The sequence below is a fragment of the Enterobacter cloacae complex sp. 2022EL-00788 genome (assembly GCF_026627565.1).
GTDB lineage: Bacteria > Pseudomonadota > Gammaproteobacteria > Enterobacterales > Enterobacteriaceae > Enterobacter > Enterobacter pasteurii.
Map to the genome: position 1 here is coordinate 69800 of NZ_JAPNMC010000013.1, position 23773 is coordinate 93572.

The following is a 23773-nucleotide window of genomic DNA, read 5'->3' on the forward strand; positions in this document are numbered from 1 at the left end:
TTACGCCTGTTTTGCCGCTTCTGCTGCCTTAACGATCACCGCGAAAGCGTCAGCCTTCAGGGATGCGCCGCCAACCAGCGCGCCGTCGATGTCTGGCTGGGTGAACAGCTCGGCAGCGTTGGATGCGTTAACGGAACCGCCGTACTGGATGATAACCTGCTCAGCCACTTTCGCGTCTGCTTTAGCAATGTGGTCACGGATGAACTTGTGCACCGCCTGAGCCTGCGCTGGCGTTGCAGATTTGCCGGTGCCGATCGCCCATACTGGCTCGTAAGCGATAACCGCGCCTTCGAACGCTGCCGCACCCTGAGTTTTCAGCACGGCGTCGATCTGACGAGCGCACACTTCTTCAGTTTTGCCCGCTTCGTTTTCTGCTTCGGTTTCACCGATGCACAGAACCGGGATCAGACCCTGCTCTTTCAGCACGGCGAATTTCTTCGCGATGAACTCGTCAGATTCTTTGTGGTAGGTGCGACGCTCAGAGTGGCCGATAATGATGTATTTCGCGCCGATATCTTTCAGCATTTCAGCGGAGGTTTCACCGGTGAATGCGCCGGACAGGTTAACGTCAACGTTCTGCGCGCCCAGCACGATGTGGCTGCCGTCAGCGGCACGTTTAGCCAGATCCAGGTACATATCCGGCGGAGCGATAGCAACCGCGCAGCCGGTCACGCCAGCCAGCTCTTTACGCAGGTTAGCAACCAGTTCGTTTACCATGTGGCGGCTGCCGTTCAGTTTCCAGTTACCCATCACTAAAGGATGTCGCATTTCAATTCTCCACGCTCAATAAGCGAATTAAGGAATATGGCCACCCTTAAGGGCAGCATGGTCTGTGAATCAGTATAGAGATTTTCCCTCGAAAGGCTTTGCTTTTTGTCATTAATTCGCCCCCTCGAGTGCGTCTGATAGTGCCAGCTTAATCGGTTCAACTGCGAAGGTCAGCCCCTTTTCGCCGTTATCTGCCACAACATAGCGAACGGCACCTTCCGTATCGGCGTAATAGCGTTTGTTTTTACCGGCAGCGAGCAGTTTTTGCAGCTTTTGCTGGCTCTGCGCTTTGGTGAAGGTGGGCGTAAAGGCGTGCAGGATAGCGCTCATATACTCCAGCGCTTTTGCTTTCGCCGCTTTTTGCTCTGGCCCCTGAATCGGCAGCCAGGTGATCTGCATGCTTTTGATTTTCAGCGTTCCGCGCTCCAGCGCGGTGGAGGCATACAGATTCTCGTTAATTTTGCTGGCCGCGCGGGTCAGGGTCGGCGTATCGCGGGCGCTGTCAATCGCACGGAACTCTCCCAGCGGAAGCGAGGGATTGTCTTTGTTAAAGGCCTCGCGGAACTGGCTGATTGACCGATCGAAAGAGGGGGCGCCCGCCAGAAGATAGGGGGCGGTGACCGGGGACGCGTTTTCCGCGGCATGCAGGGTGAAACTGGCGCTCAACATCGCTAAACACATAAAAAGAGAGTGTGCCGAACTTTTCATCAACATTGCCCCTGGCCGTTATTGCCCATGATTAAAACGATATCTGGTCGGCTTGTCAAAAGGTCACAACTCCAGGGTAAAATGCGGGCTAAACGATAATAAGGAACCTTACATGACCATACAGCAGTGGCTGTTTTCATTCAAAGGGCGTATTGGACGCCGTGACTTCTGGATCTGGATGGCAACGTGGGTTATCGCCATGCTGCTTCTGTTTTTTGTTGCCTTCAACGCGTGGCTGAGCACGCAAACCGCGGCGTTTGCGCTGGTCTGTTTACTGTGGCCAACCGCCGCCGTGGTGGTTAAGCGTCTGCACGATCGTGGCCGCTCCGGCGCATGGGCATTTCTGATTATTCTGGCGTGGATGCTGGTGGCGGGGAACTGGGCGATGCTGCCATCGATCCTTCCCTGGGTGGTAGGCAGGCTGCTACCGACCATTATTTTTGTGATGATGGTGGTCGAGCTGGGCGCGTTTATCGGCACCCAGAGCGAGAACAAATACGGAAAAGATACCCTTGAGGTGAAGTACCGCTGATCACCAGTAGTGTTCGGCGGTCATATGGCCCGGCCGGCGGCGAAGGTGCTTCGTCATCTGCCGGGTATCCTTCAGCAGCTGCTGCGTGTCGCGCACCATCTGCGGGTTGCCGCACAGCATCACGTGGCTGGTTTCAGTGTTCATCGGCAAACCAACCGCCCCTTCCAGCGCGCCGCTTTCAATCAGCGCCGGAACGCGACCGGTTAACGAGCCGGCCGCGTTTTCCCGGCTGACCACCGTCTGAATTTTTAACTTCCCGCCATACCGCTGTTCCAGCGCCTGCATCTGCGGCAGATAGCTCAGGTCTGCGGCGTATCGCGCGGCGTGAACCAGCACGATGTTTTTAAAGCGATCCAGATCTTTACCGTACTGCAAAATAGAGAGATACGGGCCGATGGCCGTGCCGGTCGCCAGCATCCAGAGCGTTTCGCAGTCCGGGATTTCATCCAGCACGAAGAACCCCGCCGCGTCGCTGACAATCTGCACTTCATCGCCCGGTTTCAGCGCGGCAAGGCGCGGGCTGAGCTTACCGTCCGGGACGGTAACAAGGTAGAACTCGAGATCCGGGTTATCAGGCGCATTAACGTAAGAGTAGGCCCGCTGTACGCGTTCACCGTCGATATCCAGCCCGAGCTTGGCAAACTGCCCGGCGGTAAACGGATGAACGGGAGCGTGAAGGGTGAGACTAAATAGCGCATCGGTCCAGAACTGTACCTTTGTGACTTTACCTGTTACCCAGTCCGCCATGATCTTCTCCTGTGCTGTTTCTCTGTTCTATCTTCCGTACTTATGGGAAACATTTCCAGCCCCTTCGGGCCGGAAAGCTCGATCGATCAAACGGTTTTACAGAATGTGCGTCTGCACGTCCGGGTCTTTACGATCCAGATAGTGGATAGACTGAATGCGGCGAATGGTGCGCGATTTACCGCGGATAAGCAGGGTCTCGGTGGTCGCCATGTTGCCCTTGCGCGTAATGCCGTCCAGCAGATCGCCTTTGGTAATGCCGGTTGCGGAGAAGACCACGTTATCGCTGCGCGCCATCTCGTTCAGCGCGAGCACCTTATTGGCTTCGATGCCCATTGCCGCGCAGCGCGCCAGCTCGTCCTCACCGATGCGACGGTTCTCGTCGCTGTCGCCTTTGACCTCATGGCGCGGCAGCAGGCGCGCCTGCATATCGCCGTCCAGCGCGCGGATCACTGCCGCAGAGACCACGCCTTCCGGCGCGCCGCCGATGCCGTACAGCACGTCGACCTCGCTGTCCGGCATGCAGGTCAGAATAGACGCGGCAACGTCGCCATCCGGAATGGCAAACACGCGCACGCCCAGCGTTTGCAGGTATGCGATGGTAGCGTCGTGGCGTGGTTTTGCCAGAATGGTCACGGTGAGCTCGCTGAGCGGCTTGCCCAGCGCCGCCGCGATATTGCGCAGGTTAGCGTCCAGCGGCAGGCTGAGGTCGATAGCGCCCTTCGCGCCGGGGCCGACAATCAGCTTTTCCATATACATATCGGGCGCGTTAAGGAAGCAGCCCTTATCGCCCACGGCGAGCACTGCCAGCGCGTTGGCCTGGCCCATCGCCGTCATGCGCGTGCCTTCAATCGGATCGACCGCGATATCCACCGCATCGCCTTTGCCGGTTCCGACTTTTTCGCCAATGTAGAGCATCGGGGCTTCGTCGATTTCGCCTTCGCCAATGACGATAGTGCCGTCAATATTGACCTGATTAAGCACAATACGCATGGCATGGACAGCCGCGCCGTCTGCGGTATTTTTGTCGCCACGACCCAGCCACTTATAGCCTGCGAGGGCGGCCGCTTCGGTGACGCGGGAAAACTCGATAGCAAGTTCACGTTTCATGAGGTACTCGTACAATCAAAAGGAATTGCACGAAGTTTATCATAGAGTGGAGAAGGGTGAGGGAACCGGTGCGGCCGGAGCCCCTCACCCCGGCCCTCTCCCCAAAGGGGAGAGGGTGTTTTAAGTCCCCTCGCCCCTTTGGGGAGAGGGTTAGGGTGAGGGGTGAGGGGTGAGTCTGTCTTACTCGTCGTGCTCTTCCCACGCCAGGGCGCGTTTCACCGCTTTCTTCCAGCCGCTGTAGCGGTAGTTACGCTCGGTGGTTTCGATGCCGGGGCGGAATTCGCGTTCGATCACCGCTTTTTCCTGAAGCTCGTCGAGGTTCTGCCAGAAGCCTACCGCCAGACCTGCCAGATACGCCGCGCCCAGGGCCGTCACTTCACGCACCTCAGGACGCTCTACGCGGGTACCCAGAATGTCGGACTGGAACTGCATCAGGAAGTTGTTGGCCACCGCACCGCCATCCACGCGCAGGGCGTGCAGGCGAATGCCGGAGTCAGCCTGCATCGCTTCCAGCACGTCGCGCGTCTGGTAGGCAATGGATTCCAGCGTGGCGCGAATGATGTGGTTAGCGTTCACGCCACGCGTCAGGCCGAAAATCGCGCCGCGGGCATACGGATCCCAGTACGGTGCGCCCAGGCCGGTAAACGCGGGCACCACGTATACGCCATTGGTGTCTTTCACCTTGGTCGCGAAGTATTCGGAGTCAAACGCATCGCCGATCAGCTTCATCTCGTCACGCAGCCACTGAATGGACGCTCCCGCCATGAATACCGCGCCTTCCAGGGCGTAGTTCACTTCGCCGCGCGGGCCGCAGGCGATGGTGGTCAGCAGGCCGTTCTCCGATTTCACCGCTTTCTCGCCGGTGTTCATCAGCATAAAGCAGCCGGTACCGTAGGTGTTCTTCGCCATCCCTTCCTTGACGCACAGCTGGCCGAACAGCGCCGCCTGCTGGTCACCGGCGATACCGGCGATAGGAATACGCGTGCCGCCTTTACCACCGATGTTGGTCTGGCCGTACACTTCTGACGATTTACGCACCTGCGGCAGCATGGCGCGCGGAATGTCCAGCGCGTCCAGCATCTTGTCGTCCCACTCCAGAGTGTTGATGTTGAACAGCATGGTACGCGAGGCGTTGGTGTAGTCGGTAACGTGGACGCGCCCCTGGGTCATCTTCCAGATAAGCCAGGTATCGACGGTGCCGAACAGCAGCTCGCCGCGTTTTGCGCGCTCGCGTGAACCTTCCACGTGGTCGAGGATCCACTTCACCTTGGTGCCGGAGAAATAGGGGTCAACCACCAGGCCGGTGGCGCTGCGCACGTACTCTTCCATTCCGTCGCGCTTCAGCTGTTCGCAGATCTCTGACGTACGGCGGCACTGCCAGACGATGGCGTTGTAAATCGGTTTTCCGGTTTCACGCTCCCAGACCACGGTGGTTTCACGCTGGTTGGTGATACCGATCGCGGCGATTTCGTCGGAACTGATATCGGCTTTCGCCAGCACTTCCACCAGCGTGGAGCTTTGTGACGCCCAGATCTCCATCGGGTCGTGCTCAACCCAGCCTGGACGCGGATAAATTTGCTCAAATTCGCGTTGAGATACGCTGACAATGTTCGCGTCATGATCCATTACGACAGCGCGGGAGCTGGTGGTGCCCTGGTCGAGCGCAACGATATATTTTTTTTCGGTCATGGTATGTGTCCCGTAGTCAGATTACAGCGAAGCTTTTTGTTGTGTGGTGGAAGTCGTCTCTTTCTCTTCCTCCACACAGGTGTCGCACGGCAAGTGGCGACCAATTAATTTGCGGTAGCCGAAGGCGCCCAGCGCAGCCCCTACGATCGGCCCGAACAGCGGAACCAGGAAGTAAGGAATGTCTTTGCCACCGGTGAAGGCGACGTCGCCCCATCCCGCAAAGAAGGCGAAGGTTTTTGGACCCAGATCGCGCGCCGGGTTCATCGCAAAGCCGGTCAGCGGGCCCATTGATGCGCCAATCACCGCAATCAGCAGGCCAATCAGCAGCGGCGCCAGCGGACCACGCGGAATGCCGTTGCCGTCGTCGCCCAGCGCCATAATGACGCCCATCAGAATAGCGGTAATCACCATTTCAACAGCGAACGCCTGCACAAAATTGATATGCGGATTTGGGTACGTTGAGAAAATGCCAGCCAGATCCAGACTCTCGACACTACCACGCACCATATGATGCGTCTGCTCGAAGTCGATGAAAAGATTGTAATAAAGCCCGTAAACTAACGCCGCTGCGCAAAAGGCGCCGGCAAACTGAGAAATGATGAAGGGAACAACTTTGCGTCCGTCAAAGCACGCGAACAGCCATAATGCGATGGTCACCGCCGGGTTAAGATGTGCGCCGGAAACGCCTGCGGTCAGGTAGATGGCCATCGCCACGCCCAGACCCCAGATGATACTGATTTCCCACTGACCGAAACTGGCACCCGCCACTTTCAGTGCAGCAACACAGCCTACTCCGAAGAATATCAACAACCCGGTACCAAGGAACTCGGCAATGCACTGGCCTTTTAAGGTTGATGTCTGACTCATAATCGGAATCCTGCATAAGAGTAATGTTTATTGTTAGCGTGACTGCCCGTGACGGTCACGATGTCCTGTAGACACAGTGTTAATTTATCGTTAACGAGCAAAAACGAGAAATATCGAAATCAAAATGTGTGGTACGCGTCAATAAAATGAGCGTTTTCGCGTCATAAAGCGCGTTTTTGCATCAACCGATGAAAGCCTGCTGAATCATTTCTTTAACTTATGGGTTAACAACTTAGGGGTATATGCCGCGAACGCACCAGGACGAGGCCGAAAAGTGTTGCAAACCGCGATCTGCGTGGCATGCCGCTGGACAGGGGCGACGGCGCTCCATACAATCAGAACATATGTTGTGCGCGTTTACGTTAAAGCGTCGCCTTGCAATTCAGGAGAGGTAGGATCATGTCTTTAGAAGTGTTTGAGAAACTGGAATCGAAAGTACAGCAGGCGATTGACACCATCACGCTGCTGCAAATGGAAATTGAAGAGCTGAAAGAGAAGAACAACTCCCTGTCTCAGGAAGTTCAGAACGCTCAGCACAGCCGCGAAGAACTGGAGCGCGAAAACAACCAGCTGCGCGAACAGCAGAACGGCTGGCAGGATCGCCTTCAGGCGCTGCTGGGACGTATGGAAGAAGTCTGATTTCCTTTAGGAATGAATTGAGTAGGCCGGGTAAGGCGAAGCCGCCACCCGGCTTTTTTTATGGTTTTCGTCAACTGACAATACCCATAAAAAAGGCCGCCCGAGGCGGCCTTAACGCTACTTGTCCTGCGCTGTCGTAGTAAAAGCAACAAACCCAATAGGTTCATCACTCTTTACAACGAGTACGCTGGCGACAATGAACGCGATACATAAATAGCGTTTCATTATGCGGTCCCTGCTGCTTACCGCTCCACCGTTCACCACCGGTGATAAGTCGGTGGACACAAGCCCGGTTAAAGGTTGCTTTACGGTTGTGAATACACCTTTCCCAGGACCGATGCCCATTTGCGAGATGGCGGAAAGGGACACAGCATCATAATGAGCAACAGCTGCGGAGTTAAGGTTTCCACACATAATTAGGAATTTATAAAGGGTCGACAGGGGTTACGTGAGGAATGAACCAGGATAAGATAAAAATCCTGGTTAAAGGTTGCAATATCACCCAACGGACCGCGAATCCCGAGGGACAAAAAAACCGCCACATTCCTGTTGGCGGTTTTTTTATGCATCTCGCTTACCGATTAACTACTCAATATCCAGCGCATCCTCGGAAAGGATAATGCCGGTATTGTCAGCGTAAAGGTGGTCGCCGGAGAAGAAGGTCACGCCGCCAAAATTAACGCGCACGTCGCTTTCGCCGATGCCGTCACCCGCCGCGCCTACCGGAATGGCCGCGATGGCCTGAATACCAATATCCAGGTCTTCCAGATCGTCTACCTGGCGTACGGAGCCGTAGACCACAATGCCTTCCCACTCGTTTTGCACGGCGAGGCGAGCGAGGTCCGCATCGATAAGCGCACGGCGCACCGAACCGCCACCGTCGACCAGCAGGACGCGGCCACGGCCGTTCTCTTCGAGCAGATCGTACAGCAACCCGTTGTCCTCGAAACATTTCACCGTAATGATTTGCCCGCCAAACGACGACCGTCCGCCAAAGTTGGAGAACAGGGGTTCAACGACGTTGACATCTTCCTGGTAGATGTCGCAAAGCTCGGAGGTATCGTATTTCATAGGTTTAACGCTCTGTTGCTGCGAATGTGTTCAGTATATCGTGCGAAATGCGTTGTTGGCAAAATCATCAATTGTTAATTGATATTTGTCAGCTAACTGAGCGTCTGGCTTAAGACAATCCCGATGACGAACAGCAGGTTAGTCAGCAATGCGCCTTTTACGGTGCGCTCCAGCATCGGCGGCATGGCGGCCGGGCTGAGTTCACGCATGACAAAGCGGGCCTGTTTAATCAGCAGCGGTGCGGCGAGCACGAACAGCCAGCCCCACAGGCTGTGCAGCGAAATCAGGTTAAACAGCGCCAGGCAAACCAGCGCGCCGATGAGCAGGCAGGCGTGATAGCGGCGTGCATTCACCGGCCCCAGACGCACGGCCAGCGTGTTTTTGCCGTTCTCACGATCGCTGTTGATGTCGCGCAGGTTGTTGATGTTAAGTACCGCCGTCGCCAGCAGGCCACAGGCGGTCGCGGGGAGGAACAGGGCAGGGATCACCGTATGCGCCTGTAAATACCAGCTTCCCATTACGCTCAGCCAGCCGAAGAACACCAGCACGGAAATATCGCCCAGGCCAATATATCCGTAAGGGCGCGTGCCAACGGTATAGGTAATGGCCGCGATAATAGCGAGCAGACCCAGCACCAGGAAGCCAATGAAATCGCTGGTGGTTTTCGAGGCGACCGTCACCAGCGCCAGCCCTGACAGACAAATCAGTACCACGGTGATAATCAGCGCGCGCTTCATCTGTGCCTGGGTAATCACCCCTTTTTGCATTCCGCGCAGTGGCCCGATACGGTCAGGCTTGTCGCTGCCTTTTACCGCATCGCCGTAGTCGTTCGCGAGGTTAGAGAGGATTTGCAGAAGTCCTGCGGTAATCAGCGCCAGACCCGCAACCAGCGGATCGAAATGGCCCTGCCACCAGGCAAGAGTGGTGCCGACAATAATGGCGGCAAAAGCCAGAGGAAGCGTTTTAGGGCGCAGACTTTCGAGCCAGGCCTGCGTACGGCTGATATCAGTCATAGTTATTTAGCCAATAAAAATGGGGGCCATAGCCCCCATCAACAGTGATGAAAATGCATTGAACGCGATTATAGAATAAAACGGCTCAGATCTTCATCTGCCACTAACGCATCCAGGTGTTTGCCCACGTATTCTGCGTCAATGGTAATGCTTTGGCCGTTCAGGTCGCTTGCATCGTAAGAGATGTCTTCCATCAGACGTTCCAGGACGGTGTGCAGACGACGCGCACCGATGTTCTCGGTGGTTTCGTTGACCTGCCACGCGGCCTGGGCGATGCGCTTGATGCCGTCGTCGGTGAACTCGATGTTCACGCCTTCGGTCGCCATCAGCGCTTTGTACTGTACGGTTACAGAGGCGTTTGGCTCGGTCAGGATGCGTTCGAAATCTTCGGTGGTCAGCGCCTGCAGCTCAACGCGGATTGGCAGACGACCCTGCAGCTCCGGGATCAGGTCAGACGGGCTGGCAATCTGGAACGCACCAGAGGCGATAAACAGGATGTGGTCAGTTTTCACCATCCCGTGCTTGGTGGAGACGGTGCAGCCTTCCACCAGCGGCAGCAGGTCGCGCTGTACGCCTTCGCGGGAGACGTCCGGGCCGGACGCGTTTCCGCGCTTACAGATTTTGTCGATTTCGTCGATAAACACGATACCGTGCTGTTCAACCGCGTCGATAGCGTCCTGCTTCAGCTCTTCCGGGTTAACCAGCTTCGCGGCTTCTTCTTCAATCAGCAGCTTCATCGCGTCTTTGATTTTCAGCTTACGCGCTTTCTGCTTCTGGCCGCCCAGGTTCTGGAACATGGACTGTAGCTGGCTGGTCATCTCTTCCATGCCCGGAGGGGCCATGATTTCAACGCCCATTGGCGCGGCAGCGAGATCGATTTCAATCTCTTTGTCGTCCAGCTCGCCTTCGCGCAGCTTTTTACGGAATGCCTGACGCGCAGCGGAAGGTTCAGACTGCTGTTCAGCCTGGCCCCAGTTGTTTTTTGCCGGTGGGATCAGCACGTCGAGAATACGCTCTTCGGCCATCTCTTCAGCGCGATAGCGGTTTTTCTCGATAGCCTGGACGCGCACCATTTTAATCGCGGAATCGGTCAGATCGCGGATGATGGAGTCCACTTCTTTACCCACGTAGCCCACTTCGGTGAACTTGGTGGCTTCTACTTTGATGAACGGCGCGTTAGCCAGTTTGGCCAGGCGACGGGCAATTTCGGTTTTACCGACACCGGTCGGGCCGATCATCAGGATGTTTTTCGGCGTCACCTCGTGGCGCAGCTCTTCGTCGAGCTGCATACGACGCCAGCGGTTACGCAGGGCGATAGCCACGGAGCGCTTGGCGTTATCCTGGCCGATGATGTGTTTGTTCAGTTCGCTGACAATTTCGCGTGGGGTCATTTCAGACATGGGCGATCCTTACGCTTTAGACGGTAATTCTTCGATGGTGTGATTGTGGTTGGTATAGATGCAGATATCACCTGCAATATCCAACGCTTTCACCGCGATATCGCGCGCGTTCATGTCGGTATTTTCCAACAGCGCACGGGCTGCAGCCTGGGCGTACGGGCCGCCAGAGCCGATGGCAATCAGGTCGTTTTCTGGCTGAACCACGTCACCGTTACCGGTGATGATCAGTGAGGCGTTTTCGTCGGCCACGGCCAGCAGCGCTTCGAGCTTGCGCAGCATGCGGTCGGTACGCCAGTCTTTTGCCAGCTCAACGGCGGCTTTCACCAGATGGCCCTGATGCATTTCCAGCTTGCGTTCAAACAGTTCAAACAGCGTGAAGGCATCCGCCGTGCCGCCTGCGAAACCGGCGATCACCTTATCGTTATAAAGACGACGCACTTTCTTCACGTTGCCTTTCATGACGGTATTACCCAGCGTGGCCTGGCCATCACCGGCAATTACCACCTGGCCGTTACGGCGTACACTTACTATTGTTGTCACGAGCAGACCCCCTGGTTACAAATTCGGGAAACAGAAGCCCTGAGCCTGTGCTCAGGGCTGAATTAAATGATAGATGGGGGAGATTTTGGGGGTTTCAACCCCCGGAGGCGAGTCGAATGCAGTTTGTATGGCCAGCCACTTTCAAACGGGAAATGGTGCCATCGGCATTTTCTTTGCCTTTGACCGGGCCAATCACCACGCGATTCCAGCCGTTATTGGTGGTGATGCGTGAGTCGAATCCTTCAAATGCCAGCTGAGCACGCACCGTTTCTGCCTGCTCTGCGCCTTTAAATGAACCGCACTGAACCATCCAGCGACGTTCATCCTTTTTCTCAGCCGTCTGCTTTGGTGCTTCGGTCTCTCTGGAGACCGGCGCAGCCTGCTGCGTTTTAGGCTGTTGCGCGGTCGTATGCGCAGGCGTCTGCAGCAGATCCTGATACGGCTGAGCCGTTTGCTTTTGCGGCTGCGCTTTCGGCTGCTGCTGGACAGGCTGCGTTTGTGCGGTACGCGTCTGCTGCTGCGGTTGCGTGCGCGGCTGTTGTACCGGCTGCGTTTGCGTCCACTGCTGCTGTTGCGTTTGCTGCTGAGCCTGACGCTGGCGCTGCAACGTTTGCTGACGCTGCGCCGGGGTTTGTTCATTCCACGGCACTTCGTTCAGCTGCGTAGGCTGCTGGCGCATGTCCGCCTGCATCTGAGCAAGCAGTTGACGCTGTTCGTCCGTCAGCTGGTCGGCATTCTTCACTTCTCCCCCGGCTGAGGGTTCGGTAGGCGCACGTACGCCAGGCTGGCGGCTTTCCAGCTCTTTAATGTAGCGCCAGCGCTCTTCAGGCTTCGGAGGCAGGCCGTTGCCGACAACCTTATTACCCTGAAGGGCTTCAGACTCTTCTTTTTTATGGTGCGTAATGAAGTAGAGGCCGCCAATAAAGGCCACCAGCACAGCCGCAGCAATGGCGACCATAGCTGGCGAGACAGCAGACAGGCTACGTTGCTTGCTTTTTGAACTACTCTTTTTGCGTCGCGAAGGTGCCGGCTGGCCGCGACGTACATAATCTCGTTGTGCCACTATCGTTTCGCTGTATTTATTCGTTCGTCAGCCCGCCATGTTACTTAAGCGACGGGGCTTTGACCAGATAAGGGTGCCGAAAGGTATTTACTTTAAGTTAATGCCTGGGTAGAGCCACGTACAATTAGCTCACAGTCCAGTAGCCGTGACCCGCTGCTAACTGTTTGACCGTGCAGCTGATCGAGTAAAAGCAGCATCGCTTCCCGGCCGATGTCATACCGCGGTTGTGCGACGGTAGAAAGCGGCGGATCGCAAAATTCCGAAAGCGAAATATTATCAAAGCCGATAATCGACAGATCCTGCGGCACGCGCAGGCCCCGGCGCTTAGCGTACGATAAGGCACCCAGCGCCATCACGTCGCTGTGACAGAAGACCGCGGTAGGCGGCTCCGGCAAGGCCAGCAGTTTTTCCAGCGCCTGTCCGCCTGCTTCAAAGGTGAAATCACCGCGCGCAATGTAGTGCGGATCGACGACAGCACCGGTACGGCGCAGCGCCTGAACATAGCCCTGCAGGCGATAATGGCACAGCGGCATCTCTTCCGGCCCGGCAATACAGCCGATACGCTTATGCCCCAGCTCCTGAAGATAGTTCACGGCGTTAAACGCGGCGGTCAGGTTGTCGATATGCACCGTCGGCAGCTCCAGCTCCGGCGCGAACTCGTTAGCCATTACCATCGGCGGCAAATTGCGCTGTTCCTCGATGCTGGCATCAAACGGCAGGCGTGAGCCAAGCAGCAACATGCCGTCAATCTGCTTGGTGATAATCAGGTCAATGAACGTTTTTTCCTGCTGGTTCTGATGGGCGCAGTCGCCAATCAGCACCAGATAGCCCTGGGCTGCGGCCGTCACTTCAATGCCGCGGATAATTTCACTAAAGAAGGGATCGCAGATATCCGGCACAATCACCAGAATGGTGCGGGATTCATTGCGTTTCACGTTGCGCCCCATGGCCTGCGGGAAATAACCGACCTCGAGCGCCGCCTTTTCAACCCGGTTTCGGGTCGCCTGGGAGACTTTGTCAGGGTTCATCAATGCGCGGGACACGGTTGCCGTTGAAACTTGTGCTTTCTCGGCAACGTCTTTCATGGTCGCCGGGGCAACCTCTTTCCTGGACTTCAACGTCTTCTCCTCGCCTGAACACCGAACTGCGGACATCACCATTTTTACAGATAGTTAATGGAATCGGTTACAGAATTTTCATAAAAAGTGTGAGGCGCGTTAAATTTTTCGATCCGCATTCAGCCTTCAATCGGATCGACGTCCAGTACCCACTTTACTTTGCGCGCTTCCGGCAGGGTATTAATTAGCGCCAGCGTGCCGCTGACGATCTGCTGCAAACGGATACGCGAGGGGTGCTGAAGTAAAATTTGCCAGCGGAAACGGCCGCCGCGCTTCGGAGCGAGCGCGGGCACCGGGCCTAAAATCCACAGCTGATTGTCCACCAGCGGGCTGGCTTGCAGCAGGTTTTTCAGCTGTTGCAGGAAAAGCGGTGCCTGCTGGTTGTTATGGTCTTCCGCGCGGATGAGGACGTGGCTGGTCCACGGGGGTAGCTGCATCGTCTGGCGTTCGGCCAGCGCCTGCTCTGCGAAGGCGTCATAGCCTTTGTGCAGCAGGGTTTGCAGCAGCGGGTGTTCAGGATGGTGCGTTTGCAGCACCACCTCGCCCTGTTTCCCCGCGCGCCCGGCACGACCCGCCACTTGGGTATAAAGCTGGGCGAAACGCTCGGCGGAGCGGAAGTCTGCTGAGAACAGCGCGCCGTCGACGTCCAGCAGGGCGACCAGCGTCACGTCCGGGAAATGGTGCCCTTTCGCCAGCATCTGGGTGCCAATCAGGATGCGCGCGCCGCCGCGATGCACTTCCGCCAGCTGCTGTTCCAGCGCCCCTTTACGGCTGGTAGTGTCCCTGTCGATACGGGAAACCGGCACGTCCGGGAAGAAGGGCACGAGCGCCTGTTCAAGCTGTTCCGTGCCCAGACCGACCGGCACGATATGCGTTGAGCCGCAGGACGGGCACTGGCGCGGTACCGGGCGCTGGCTGTCGCAGTGGTGGCAGCGCAGGTGGCGCTGGGCCTGGTGGAAGGTGTAATAGTGATCGCAGCGCGGGCACTCGGCAATCCAGCCGCAGTCGTGGCACAGCAGGGCGGGCGCGAAGCCGCGTCGGTTAAGGAACAGGATCACCTGGTTGCCCGCCTGCAGGTGCTGACGCATGCGGCTAATCAGCGCCGGGGCTAGCCCGGCCTGCACCTGCTGACCTTTCAGATCCAGCACGTGCTGGATCGCCGGACGGGCATTTCCCGCGCGGCGGGTCAGGCGCAGCATATGGTACTTGCGCTGGCGAACGTTGTGCAGCGTTTCAAGCGCGGGCGTGGCGGAGCCGAGAATAATGGGAATTTGCTCGCTGTGCGCGCGGTATACCGCTAAGTCACGGGCGTGATAGCGCCAGCCTTCCTGCTGCTTATAGGAACTGTCGTGCTCTTCATCTATTACGATAACGCCGAGATTTTTAAACGGCGTAAACAGCGAGGAACGGGTGCCGATCACAATCGCCGCTTCGCCATTTTTTGCCTTCAGCCAGGCGCTGAGGCGTTCGCTATCGTTCAGGCCGGAGTGCAGCACCTCAACGGGCGCATTAAAGCGCTCGCGAAAGCGGGCGATGGTTTGCGGCGTCAGGCCGATTTCCGGCACCATCACCAGCGCCTGTTTGCCCTGCGCGAGCACGTTTTCCAGCACGCTCAGATAAACTTCGGTTTTACCGGAGCCGGTGACGCCCGCCAGCAGCCAGGCGGAAAAATGGTCGGAGGCGCTGTGAATCGCCCCCACGGCGGTGGCCTGCTCGGTGTTAAGACGCAGGCGATCGCCCGAGACGGAAAAGCCGTCGCGCCAGTCGTGAAGAGCGGGTGCTTCGCTGGCCAGCTCGCTCAGCCCTTTTTTTCGTAATGCCTGTAGCGCGGCTTCGCTGACCTCAAGCTCGTCGACCTGATGGCGCCAGATTTTTCCCTGGCGCAGCGCCGCCAGCGCCTGCTGCTGCTTCTGCGAGCGCTTCAGGCTGTTGATATCCACGGCCTGACCCTGCTCGGTGGCAAACCAGTACCACATCGGCGCATGGCTGGCGCGCTTGCCCTGGCGCAGCATGATTGGCAGCGCGTGGAACAGGACATCCCCCACCGGATGGTGATAATAGTCTGCCGCCCACAGCAGCAGTCGCCAGACGCTGGAAGAATAAACGGGCTCGCTGTCCAGGACCTCAACAACCGATTTCAGCTCGTTAAGCGGCAGTTCGCTCTGTTCGCTGACGGATACCACGACCCCTACGCGCTGCTGTTTGCCAAACGGCACGGTTACGCGACAGCCCGCTTTGGCGCTCATGCTGTCGGGCAGCAGGTAGTCAAAGGTGCGGGGAAGCGGAACGGGCAGGGCAACGTGAGCGACGGGCATCGAATCTTCCTGACTTGAAAAGTGGCGCGTTAGTATACACATTAGTGAAAGCGGCGTGCGGATCAGTTTGCATACGTTGGTCAAATTCTGTATGATTCGCCGCCTTTGGTGTAGTTTACGCCAAAGAACTTACATTCAACATCGCGTGGTGTCTGGCGTTAGGGCTGGAAGAGCGACGCGGCCTTAACTGAGGTTCTCCCATGAAAAAAGATATTCACCCGAAATACGAAATGATTACTGCAAACTGCTCTTGCGGTAACTCTATCCAGATCCGCTCTACCGTGGGTCACGATCTGAACCTGGACGTGTGCGGCAAATGCCACCCGTTCTACACTGGTAAGCAGCGTGATGTTGCAACCGGTGGCCGTGTTGACCGCTTCAACAAGCGTTTCAGCATCCCGGGCGCTAAATAAGTTTCCCGAAAAAAAGGCACCGCGAGGTGCCTTTTTTGTATCCGCTTATCAGTATTCCCACGTCTCCGGGTCGATACCCAGTTCACGCATGATCACCTTCGCCTCTTCCGGGATTTCGTCACTACGCTCTTTGCGCAGATCGTCATCGTTCGGCAACGGTTGGCCGGTAAACGCATGCAGGAACGCTTCGCAAAGCAGTTCGCTGTTGGTTGCGTGACGCAGGTTGTTCACCTGACGACGCGTACGTTCATCGGTGAGGATCTTCAACACCTTCAGAGGAATGGAAACCGTAATTTTCTTTACTTGCTCACTCTTCTTACCGTGCTCAGCGTATGGGCTGATATATTCGCCGCTCCATTCAGCCATGAGATACCTTTAATCCTCTCAGTCATTAATCTAAAGGTGCAAAACCGGTAACTGACGGTTTTGAACCGTAATCTTGCGTAGTTTACCGTAGAGACGATACCGAGGCACGGATATTGCCGCTGCAGCGTGTCCTAAAGCATATAATTTTAACGGCTATTTGCGCATTGCTCAATCTATACGCAAAGAAGTTTAGATGTCCAGATGTATTGACGTCCATACTTTCAGTGTTTACTCTGGTGACTGACTTTTCACCTCATTCGTCAGGAAGCCCTCACCATGACGCGTAAACAGGCCACTATCGCAGTGCGTAGCGGATTAAATGATGACGAGCAGTACGGCTGCGTAGTCCCGCCCATTCATCTTTCCAGTACCTATAACTTCACCGGATTTAATGAACCCCGCGCGCATGATTACTCGCGTCGTGGCAACCCTACGCGTGACGTGACCCAGCGCGCGCTGGCGGAGCTGGAAGGTGGCGCAGGTGCAGTATTAACCAATACCGGCATGTCCGCTATTCACCTGGTGACAACGGTTTTCCTGAAGCCGGGCGACCTGCTGGTTGCGCCGCACGACTGCTACGGCGGCAGCTATCGTCTTTTTGATAGCCTGGCGAAACGCGGCTGCTACCGCGTGCTGTTTGTCGAGCAAAACGACGAACAGGCGCTAAAACAGGCGCTGGCCGAGCGGCCAAAGCTGGTTCTGGTGGAAAGTCCAAGCAATCCACTGCTGCGCGTCGTCGATATTGCGAAAATTTGTCAGCTCGCAAGGGATGCGGGAGCGATAAGTGTAGTGGATAATACGTTCCTCAGTCCGGCCCTTCAGAACCCACTCGCACTGGGTGCCGATCTGGTGTTGCATTCATGCACTAAATATCTGAACGGCCATTCTGACGTGGTAGCGGGCGTGGTAATTGCCAAAGATCCCGACGTTGTCACGGAACTGGCATGGTGGGCCAATAACATTGGCGTCACCGCGGGTGCGTTCGACAGCTACCTGCTGCTGCGCGGCATCCGTACGCTTTCACCGCGTATGGACGTGGCGCAGCGCAATGCCCAGGCGATTGTCGATTTCCTGAAAACCCAGCCGCTGGTGAAGAAGCTCTATCACCCGTCGCTGCCGGAAAACCAGGGGCACGAGATTGCCGCGCGCCAGCAGAAGGGATTTGGCGCGATGTTAAGTTTTGAACTGGACGGCGACGAGCAAACGCTGCGTCGCTTCCTGAGCGGGCTGTCATTGTTTACGCTGGCGGAATCCTTAGGTGGGGTTGAAAGCTTGATCTCCCACGCCGCGACGATGACGCACGCGGGTATGGCACCAGAAGCACGTGCCGCCGCCGGGATTTCCGAGACGCTATTGCGTATCTCGACCGGTATTGAAGATTCTGAAGATTTAATTGCCGATCTGGAAAATGGCTTCCGGGTCGCAGCCAAGGGGTAATCATGAGTGTGATAGCGCAGGCAGGGGCGAAGGGTCGTCAGCTGCACAAGTTTGGTGGTAGTAGTCTTGCTGATGTGAAATGTTACCTGCGCGTAGCAGGGATCATGACAGAGTATTCACAGCCGGGGGACATGATGGTTGTCTCCGCGGCGGGCAGCACCACCAACCAGTTGATTAGCTGGCTGAAGCTCAGCCAGACCGATCGCCTCTCTGCGCATCAGGTGCAACAGTCCTTACGTCGTTACCAGAGCGAGCTGATTGCCGGCCTGCTGCCTGCGGACGTGGCGGACGGGCTGATTAGCGCCTTCACGCATGACCTTGAGCGCCTGGCTGCCCTGCTGGACAGCGGGATCACCGATGCGGTGTACGCCGAAGTGGTCGGCCACGGTGAAGTGTGGTCCGCGCGCCTGATGGCTGCCGTGCTGCAACACCTGGGTGTGGACGCGGCCTGGCTCGACGCGCGTGATTTCCTGCGCGCAGAACGCGCCGCACAGCCGCAGGTGGATGAAGGGTTGTCCTACCCGCTGCTGCAACAGCTGCTGGTGCAGCATCCGGGTAAACGTATCGTCGTCACCGGCTTTATCAGCCGCAGCAATGCGGGCGAGACCGTGCTGCTGGGGCGTAACGGGTCTGACTATTCGGCAACGCAGATCGGCGCGCTGGCGGGGGTGTCCCGCGTCACCATCTGGAGCGACGTGGCCGGTGTGTACAGCGCTGACCCGCGCAAGGTGAAAGACGCCTGCCTGCTGCCGCTGCTGCGTCTCGACGAAGCCAGCGAGCTGGCCCGTCTGGCGGCACCGGTGCTGCACGCCCGCACGCTGCAGCCGGTTTCCGGCAGCGACATCGATCTACAGCTGCGCTGTAGCTATACGCCAGATCAGGGTTCCACGCGCATCGAACGCGTGCTGGCATCCGGTACCGGGGCGCGTATTGTTACCAGCCACGATGACATCTGCCTGATTGAGTTTCAGGTGCCCGCGGGCCAGGACTTCAGGCTGGCGCATAAAGATATCGACACGATCCTGAAACGTGCCCAGGTGCGTCCGCTGGCCGTGGGCGTGCATAACGATCGCCAGCTGCTGCAGTTCTGCTACACCGCTGAAGTGGTGGACAGCGCCCTGAAAATTCTTGATGAAGCGGGCCTGCCGGGCGAGCTTCGTCTGCGTCAGGGGCTGGCGCTGGTGGCGATGGTGGGGGCGGGCGTCACCCGTAACCCGCTGCACTGCCACCGTTTCTGGCAGCAGCTGAAAGGCCAGCCGGTTGAGTTTACCTGGCAGTCGGAAGAGGGCATTAGCCTTGTGGCCGTGCTGCGTAAAGGGCCAACCGAAAGCCTGATTCAGGGTCTGCATACCTCGCTGTTCCGCGCGGAGAAACGCATCGGCCTGGTGCTGTTTGGGAAAGGAAATATCGGTTCCCGCTGGCTGGAGCTGTTCGCCCGCGAGCAGGTTACCCTTTCGGCGCGTACCGGGTTTGAATTTATTCTTGCGGGCGTGGTGGACAGCCGCCGCAGCCTGCTGAAATACGAAGGGCTGGACGCCAGCCGGGCGCTGGCCTTCTTTAACGATGAAGCGGTTGAGCAGGACGAAGAGTCGCTGTTCCTGTGGATGCGCGCGCACCCGTATGACGATCTGGTGGTGCTGGACGTCACCGCCAGCGAACAGCTGGCCGATCAGTATCTGGATTTCGCCAGCCATGGTTTCCACGTCATCAGCGCCAACAAGCTGGCGGGGGCGAGCAGCACCGATAAATACCGCCAGATCCACGACGCCTTCGAAAAAACCGGTCGTCACTGGCTCTATAACGCCACCGTTGGCGCGGGACTGCCGGTTAACCATACCGTGCGCGACCTGATCGAAAGCGGCGACAGCATTCTGGCGCTGAGCGGCATCTTCTCCGGGACGCTCTCCTGGCTGTTCCTGCAATTTGACGGCACCGTACCGTTCACCGACCTGGTGGATCAGGCGTGGCAGCAGGGCTTAACCGAGCCGGATCCGCGCGTTGACCTTGCCGGTAAAGACGTGATGCGTAAGCTGGTGATCCTGGCGCGTGAAGCGGGCTACGACATTGAGCCGGGCCAGGTTCGCGTTGAGTCGCTGGTGCCTGCGGGCTGCGAGGAGGGGTCTGTCGATCACTTCTTCGAGAACGGTGACGAGCTGAACGAGCAGATGGTGCAACGTCTGGAAGCGGCTAACGAGATGGGGCTGGTGCTGCGCTACGTGGCGCGCTTCGAGGCTAACGGTAAAGCGCGCGTGGGCGTTGAGGCGGTGCGCCCTGAGCATCCGCTGGCGGCACTGCTGCCGTGCGATAACGTCTTCGCCATCGAAAGCCGCTGGTACCGCGATAACCCGCTGGTGATCCGTGGCCCGGGCGCGGGACGCGATGTAACCGCCGGCGCGATCCAGTCGGACATCAACCGTCTGGCTAAGCTGCTGTAATCCACCCCTCACCCTAACCCTCTCCCCAAAGGGGAGAGGGGACTGCTCGGCGCGGTCTTTTCCCCCTCGCCCCTTTGGGGAGAGGGCCGGGGTGAGGGGCCTTTTCACCCCCATCATGAACGCCCTTCATCTTCCCTGAACAATCCTCACCGTTATTGTTGATTATTTCTGTTGACGTCACTCCGCTTTTCCGTCATTTTTACATCTGGACGTCTAAACGTATAGAAGTTCACAACACAACAAACAACGACACGCGAAAGATAGAGGTAAGGTATGAGCTTTTTTCACGCCAACCAGCGGGAAGCATTGAATCAGAGCCTGGCCGAAGTTAACGGCCAGATTAACGTCTCTTTTGAATTTTTCCCGCCGCGCACCAGTGAAATGGAGCAAACCCTGTGGAGCTCTATCGATCGCCTGAGCAGCCTGAAGCCAAAGTTTGTCTCCGTGACGTACGGCGCGAACTCCGGTGAACGTGACCGCACGCACAGCATCATCAAGGGCATTAAAGACAGAACCGGTCTGGAAGCGGCACCGCACCTGACCTGTATCGACGCCACCCGAGACGAACTGCGCGCCATTGCCCAGGACTACTGGAACAACGGTATTCGCCACATTGTGGCCCTGCGCGGCGACCTCCCGCCGGGCAGCGGCAAGCCAGAGATGTTTGCCGCCGATCTGGTCGGGCTGCTGAAAGAGGTTGCCGACTTCGACATCTCCGTTGCGGCGTACCCTGAAGTGCATCCGGAAGCGAAAAGCGCCCAGGCAGACCTGCTTAACCTGAAGCGTAAAGTGGAGGCCGGTGCCAACCGCGCCATAACTCAGTTCTTCTTTGATGTGGAAAGCTACCTGCGCTTTCGTGACCGCTGCGTCTCAGCGGGTATTGACGTCGAAATCATCCCGGGCATTCTGCCGGTCTCAAACTTTAAGCAGGCGAAGAAATTCGCTGATATGACCAACGTGCGCATTCCGCTGTGGATGTCCAAAATGTATGAAGGGCTGGACGACGATCCGGAAACCCGCAAGCTGGTGGGGGCCAATATCGCCATGGACATGGTTAAGATCCTGAGCCGAGAAGGGGTGAAAGATTTCCACTTCTATACCCTGAACCGCGCGGAAATGAGCTACGCCATTTGCCATACGCTTGGCGTTCGTCCTGCCCTGTAAGGTAAAAACCCTCACAAGTGTGAGGGTTTTTTAATCGAACCGATAGTTAAAAGGTATTAACTATCGAATCTGTGGATTAATTCAACTATCTCTTATCGCTAGTGGTGTATATCGTAACGGTAACACTGTAAAGGGAGCATAGCGATGAGCACGTCAGACGAGACCAATAACGCGGCATCCGCCGGCAAATGCCCGTTCCACCAGGGCGGCGTCGATCACAGCGCGGGTGCAGGTACCAGCAGCAAAGAGTGGTGGCCTAAACAACTCCGCATCGATCTTTTAAACCAACATTCCAATCGTTCTAACCCTCTGGGTGAAGACTTCGACTATCGCAAAGAATTCAGCAAGCTCGATTATTCCGCGCTTAAGGGCGATCTCAAGGCGCTGTTAACCGACTCACAGCCGTGGTGGCCTGCCGACTGGGGCAGCTATGCGGGCCTGTTCATCCGTATGGCCTGGCACGGCGCGGGGACTTACCGCTCCGTTGACGGGCGCGGCGGTGCCGGACGCGGTCAACAACGCTTTGCGCCTCTGAACTCCTGGCCTGATAACGTCAGCCTGGATAAGGCTCGTCGCCTGCTGTGGCCAATCAAGCAAAAATACGGACAAAAAATCTCCTGGGCTGACCTGTTTATCCTCGCGGGTAACGTGGCGCTGGAGAACTCAGGTTTCCGTACCTTTGGTTTCGGCGCCGGGCGTGAAGACGTCTGGGAACCGGATCTGGACGTGAACTGGGGCGATGAAAAAGCCTGGCTGACCCACCGTGACCCCGAAGCGCTGGCGAAGCGCCCGCTGGCGGCCACTGAAATGGGTCTGATTTACGTAAACCCGGAAGGGCCAAACGCCAGCGGTGAACCGCTGTCTGCGGCAGCCGCGATCCGCGCCACCTTCGGCAACATGGGCATGAATGACGAAGAGACCGTTGCGCTGATTGCGGGCGGCCACACGCTCGGCAAAACCCACGGCGCAGGTGAAGCGACGCACGTCGGCACCGACCCGGAAGCGTCACCGATTGAAGCGCAGGGCTTAGGCTGGACCAGCACGCACGGTACCGGTATTGGCGCTGACGCCATTACCTCCGGGCTGGAGGTTATCTGGTCACAAACCCCGACCCAGTGGAGCAACTACTTCTTCGAGAACCTGTTCAAGTACGAATGGGTGCAGACCCGCAGCCCGGCAGGTGCGATTCAGTTTGAAGCCGTAGACGCGCCTGAGATCATGCCGGACCCGTTCGACCCGTCGAAAAAACGCAAGCCAACCATGCTGGTCACCGACCTGACGCTGCGTTTTGACCCGGAATTCGAGAAGATTTCCCGTCGCTTCCTGAACGATCCGCAGGCCTTCAACGAAGCCTTTGCGCGCGCGTGGTTCAAGCTAACCCACCGCGATATGGGGCCAAAAGCGCGCTACATCGGTCCGGAAGTGCCGAAAGAAGATCTGATCTGGCAGGATCCGCTGCCGCAGCCGGTGTTCAGCCCGTCGAAAGAGGATATCGAAAGCCTGAAGGCGGAAATCGCAGCCTCTGGTCTCTCCGTAAGCGAGCTGGTCTCGGTCGCCTGGGCGTCTGCATCGACCTTCCGCGGCGGCGACAAGCGTGGCGGCGCCAACGGTGCGCGCCTGGCGCTTGCGCCTCAGCGCGACTGGGACGTTAACGCCGCTGCCGTGCGCGCGTTACCGGCTCTGGAAGCTATCCAGCGCACCACCAACAAAGCGTCACTGGCCGATATTATCGTGCTGGCGGGCGTCGTGGGCGTTGAGCTGGCGGCAAAAGAGGCAGGCGTTTACGTCAACGTACCGTTTAACCCGGGCCGCGTGGATGCGCGTCAGGACCAGACGGATATTGAGATGTTCAACCTGCTCAAACCGATTGCCGACGGCTTCCGCAACTACCGTGCCGAGGTGGATGTGTCCACAACCGAGTCACTGCTGATTGATAAAGCCCAGCAGCTGACGCTGACCGCGCCGGAGATGACGGTGCTGATCGGCGGTCTGCGCGTGTTGGGCGCAAACTTCGATGGCAGCAAGAATGGTGTGTTCACCAACCGCGAGGGCGTGCTGAGCAACGACTTCTTCGTGAACCTGCTGGATATGAACACCCAGTGGAAAGCAGCCGACGACACAAACGAGCTGTTTACCGGCAGCGATCGCGCCAGCGGTGAGGTGAAATACACCGCGACCCGCGCCGACCTGGTATTCGGTTCTAACGCCGTTCTGCGCGCGCTGGCCGAAGTTTACGCCAGCAGCGATGCACACGAGAAGTTCGTGCGCGACTTCGTTGCCGCATGGGCGAAGGTCATGGATCTGGATCGCTTTGACCTGAAGTAGCCCTTCGCCGGTCAGCGCTAACGCTGGCCAGGCCGCAGGCAAAAAAATCCCCGCCG

General features: G+C 57.5%; 21 protein-coding genes. 7 read left to right on the plus strand and 14 right to left on the minus strand.

Going from position 1 to position 23773, the window contains the following annotated elements; translation table 11 throughout:
* Entirely contained in the window at window positions 1–768 is a 768-nt protein-coding gene (gene tpiA / locus OWK27_RS18920; protein WP_006808674.1) for a triose-phosphate isomerase, read from the minus strand.
* A gap of 111 nt (window positions 769–879) precedes the next feature.
* Entirely contained in the window at window positions 880–1476 is a 597-nt protein-coding gene (locus OWK27_RS18925; RefSeq protein WP_176609187.1) for a DUF1454 family protein, read from the minus strand.
* A 112-nt stretch (window positions 1477–1588) separates the two neighbouring features.
* On the opposite strand from OWK27_RS18925, the gene OWK27_RS18930 reads away from it, so the two are divergent.
* The gene (locus OWK27_RS18930; protein WP_148422774.1) at window positions 1589–2008 is read left to right on the plus strand and encodes a DUF805 domain-containing protein; all 420 of its coding nucleotides are present in this window, start codon (window positions 1589–1591) and stop codon (window positions 2006–2008) included.
* On the opposite strand, the gene fpr is transcribed toward OWK27_RS18930, so the two are convergent.
* The 4 genes from fpr to OWK27_RS18950 all read right to left on the minus strand — a co-directional run bounded on the left by fpr (window position 2009) and on the right by OWK27_RS18950 (window position 6418).
* The gene (fpr, locus tag OWK27_RS18935) at window positions 2009–2755 is read right to left on the minus strand and encodes a ferredoxin--NADP(+) reductase (RefSeq protein WP_267590975.1); all 747 of its coding nucleotides are present in this window, start codon (window positions 2753–2755) and stop codon (window positions 2009–2011) included.
* Between the two features lie 96 nt (window positions 2756–2851).
* Window positions 2852–3862: a class II fructose-bisphosphatase gene (gene glpX / locus OWK27_RS18940; RefSeq protein ID WP_148422776.1), complete on the minus strand. Its 1011-nt coding sequence runs from the start codon at window positions 3860–3862 to the stop codon at window positions 2852–2854.
* A 180-nt stretch (window positions 3863–4042) separates the two neighbouring features.
* Window positions 4043–5551 carry a glycerol kinase GlpK gene (glpK, locus tag OWK27_RS18945; RefSeq protein ID WP_176609189.1) on the minus strand — a complete coding sequence of 503 codons (1509 nt, stop codon included), beginning with the start codon at window positions 5549–5551 and terminating at the stop codon, window positions 4043–4045.
* Window positions 5552–5572: 21 nt separating this feature from the next.
* Window positions 5573–6418: an MIP/aquaporin family protein gene (locus OWK27_RS18950; protein ID WP_003862030.1), complete on the minus strand. Its 846-nt coding sequence runs from the start codon at window positions 6416–6418 to the stop codon at window positions 5573–5575.
* Window positions 6419–6817: 399 nt separating this feature from the next.
* Between OWK27_RS18950 and zapB the strand changes: the two genes are divergently transcribed.
* Window positions 6818–7057 carry a septal ring assembly protein ZapB gene (gene zapB, locus OWK27_RS18955; RefSeq protein ID WP_022649799.1) on the plus strand — a complete coding sequence of 80 codons (240 nt, stop codon included), beginning with the start codon at window positions 6818–6820 and terminating at the stop codon, window positions 7055–7057.
* A 585-nt stretch (window positions 7058–7642) separates the two neighbouring features.
* On the opposite strand, the gene rraA is transcribed toward zapB, so the two are convergent.
* From rraA to priA, 7 genes are all read right to left on the minus strand, one after another.
* Complete coding sequence (gene rraA / locus OWK27_RS18960; protein WP_023304635.1) at window positions 7643–8128, minus strand: ribonuclease E activity regulator RraA; 486 nt, start codon at window positions 8126–8128, stop codon at window positions 7643–7645.
* Between the two features lie 92 nt (window positions 8129–8220).
* Window positions 8221–9141, minus strand: a complete 921-nt coding sequence (gene menA, locus OWK27_RS18965; RefSeq protein ID WP_193355902.1) for a 1,4-dihydroxy-2-naphthoate polyprenyltransferase — start codon at window positions 9139–9141, stop codon at window positions 8221–8223.
* Window positions 9142–9209: 68 nt separating this feature from the next.
* On the minus strand, window positions 9210–10541 hold the full coding sequence (gene hslU / locus OWK27_RS18970; protein WP_148422560.1) for an HslU--HslV peptidase ATPase subunit: 1332 nt from the start codon (window positions 10539–10541) through the stop codon (window positions 9210–9212).
* A gap of 9 nt (window positions 10542–10550) precedes the next feature.
* Window positions 10551–11081, minus strand: coding sequence for an ATP-dependent protease subunit HslV (gene hslV / locus OWK27_RS18975; protein ID WP_003862036.1), 531 nt, complete (start codon window positions 11079–11081; stop codon window positions 10551–10553).
* Between the two features lie 94 nt (window positions 11082–11175).
* Window positions 11176–12144: a cell division protein FtsN gene (gene ftsN, locus OWK27_RS18980; protein WP_193355901.1), complete on the minus strand. Its 969-nt coding sequence runs from the start codon at window positions 12142–12144 to the stop codon at window positions 11176–11178.
* A 92-nt stretch (window positions 12145–12236) separates the two neighbouring features.
* Complete coding sequence (gene cytR, locus OWK27_RS18985) at window positions 12237–13262, minus strand: DNA-binding transcriptional regulator CytR (RefSeq protein ID WP_176609192.1); 1026 nt, start codon at window positions 13260–13262, stop codon at window positions 12237–12239.
* A 119-nt stretch (window positions 13263–13381) separates the two neighbouring features.
* Window positions 13382–15577, minus strand: a complete 2196-nt coding sequence (priA, locus tag OWK27_RS18990; protein ID WP_267590976.1) for a primosomal protein N' — start codon at window positions 15575–15577, stop codon at window positions 13382–13384.
* A gap of 200 nt (window positions 15578–15777) precedes the next feature.
* On the opposite strand from priA, the gene rpmE reads away from it, so the two are divergent.
* A complete protein-coding gene (gene rpmE / locus OWK27_RS18995; RefSeq protein ID WP_003862040.1) occupies window positions 15778–15990 on the plus strand; it encodes a 50S ribosomal protein L31 in 213 nt (70 codons plus the stop codon).
* Window positions 15991–16038: 48 nt separating this feature from the next.
* Here rpmE and metJ read toward each other — a convergent pair whose 3' ends face one another.
* A complete protein-coding gene (gene metJ / locus OWK27_RS19000; protein WP_003862042.1) occupies window positions 16039–16356 on the minus strand; it encodes a met regulon transcriptional regulator MetJ in 318 nt (105 codons plus the stop codon).
* Between the two features lie 276 nt (window positions 16357–16632).
* On the opposite strand from metJ, the gene metB reads away from it, so the two are divergent.
* From metB to katG, 4 genes are all read left to right on the plus strand, one after another.
* Window positions 16633–17793 (plus strand): cystathionine gamma-synthase, encoded by a 1161-nt coding sequence (gene metB, locus OWK27_RS19005; protein WP_267590977.1) that lies wholly within the window; start codon window positions 16633–16635, stop codon window positions 17791–17793.
* A 2-nt stretch (window positions 17794–17795) separates the two neighbouring features.
* The gene (locus OWK27_RS19010) at window positions 17796–20228 is read left to right on the plus strand and encodes a bifunctional aspartate kinase/homoserine dehydrogenase II (protein ID WP_148422565.1); all 2433 of its coding nucleotides are present in this window, start codon (window positions 17796–17798) and stop codon (window positions 20226–20228) included.
* A gap of 273 nt (window positions 20229–20501) precedes the next feature.
* A complete protein-coding gene (gene metF, locus OWK27_RS19015; protein ID WP_063449726.1) occupies window positions 20502–21392 on the plus strand; it encodes a methylenetetrahydrofolate reductase in 891 nt (296 codons plus the stop codon).
* A 144-nt stretch (window positions 21393–21536) separates the two neighbouring features.
* Window positions 21537–23717: a catalase/peroxidase HPI gene (gene katG, locus OWK27_RS19020; protein WP_252005275.1), complete on the plus strand. Its 2181-nt coding sequence runs from the start codon at window positions 21537–21539 to the stop codon at window positions 23715–23717.
* Window positions 23718–23773 lie beyond the last annotated feature (56 nt).

Excerpts from the sequence above, each read along its gene's own strand:
- tpiA (WP_006808674.1), bottom strand. The coding sequence starts at position 768 with ATGCGACATCCTTTAGTGATGGGTAACTGGAAACTGAACGGCAGCCGC.
- OWK27_RS18925 (WP_176609187.1), bottom strand. The coding sequence starts at position 1,476 with ATGAAAAGTTCGGCACACTCTCTTTTTATGTGTTTAGCGATGTTGAGC.
- OWK27_RS18930 (WP_148422774.1), top strand. The coding sequence starts at position 1,589 with ATGACCATACAGCAGTGGCTGTTTTCATTCAAAGGGCGTATTGGACGC.
- fpr (WP_267590975.1), bottom strand. The coding sequence starts at position 2,755 with ATGGCGGACTGGGTAACAGGTAAAGTCACAAAGGTACAGTTCTGGACC.
- glpX (WP_148422776.1), bottom strand. The coding sequence starts at position 3,862 with ATGAAACGTGAACTTGCTATCGAGTTTTCCCGCGTCACCGAAGCGGCC.
- glpK (WP_176609189.1), bottom strand. The coding sequence starts at position 5,551 with ATGACCGAAAAAAAATATATCGTTGCGCTCGACCAGGGCACCACCAGC.
- OWK27_RS18950 (WP_003862030.1), bottom strand. The coding sequence starts at position 6,418 with ATGAGTCAGACATCAACCTTAAAAGGCCAGTGCATTGCCGAGTTCCTT.
- zapB (WP_022649799.1), top strand. The coding sequence starts at position 6,818 with ATGTCTTTAGAAGTGTTTGAGAAACTGGAATCGAAAGTACAGCAGGCG.
- rraA (WP_023304635.1), bottom strand. The coding sequence starts at position 8,128 with ATGAAATACGATACCTCCGAGCTTTGCGACATCTACCAGGAAGATGTC.
- menA (WP_193355902.1), bottom strand. The coding sequence starts at position 9,141 with ATGACTGATATCAGCCGTACGCAGGCCTGGCTCGAAAGTCTGCGCCCT.
- hslU (WP_148422560.1), bottom strand. The coding sequence starts at position 10,541 with ATGTCTGAAATGACCCCACGCGAAATTGTCAGCGAACTGAACAAACAC.
- priA (WP_267590976.1), bottom strand. The coding sequence starts at position 15,577 with ATGCCCGTCGCTCACGTTGCCCTGCCCGTTCCGCTTCCCCGCACCTTT.
- rpmE (WP_003862040.1), top strand. The coding sequence starts at position 15,778 with ATGAAAAAAGATATTCACCCGAAATACGAAATGATTACTGCAAACTGC.
- metJ (WP_003862042.1), bottom strand. The coding sequence starts at position 16,356 with ATGGCTGAATGGAGCGGCGAATATATCAGCCCATACGCTGAGCACGGT.
- metB (WP_267590977.1), top strand. The coding sequence starts at position 16,633 with ATGACGCGTAAACAGGCCACTATCGCAGTGCGTAGCGGATTAAATGAT.
- OWK27_RS19010 (WP_148422565.1), top strand. The coding sequence starts at position 17,796 with ATGAGTGTGATAGCGCAGGCAGGGGCGAAGGGTCGTCAGCTGCACAAG.
- metF (WP_063449726.1), top strand. The coding sequence starts at position 20,502 with ATGAGCTTTTTTCACGCCAACCAGCGGGAAGCATTGAATCAGAGCCTG.
- katG (WP_252005275.1), top strand. The coding sequence starts at position 21,537 with ATGAGCACGTCAGACGAGACCAATAACGCGGCATCCGCCGGCAAATGC.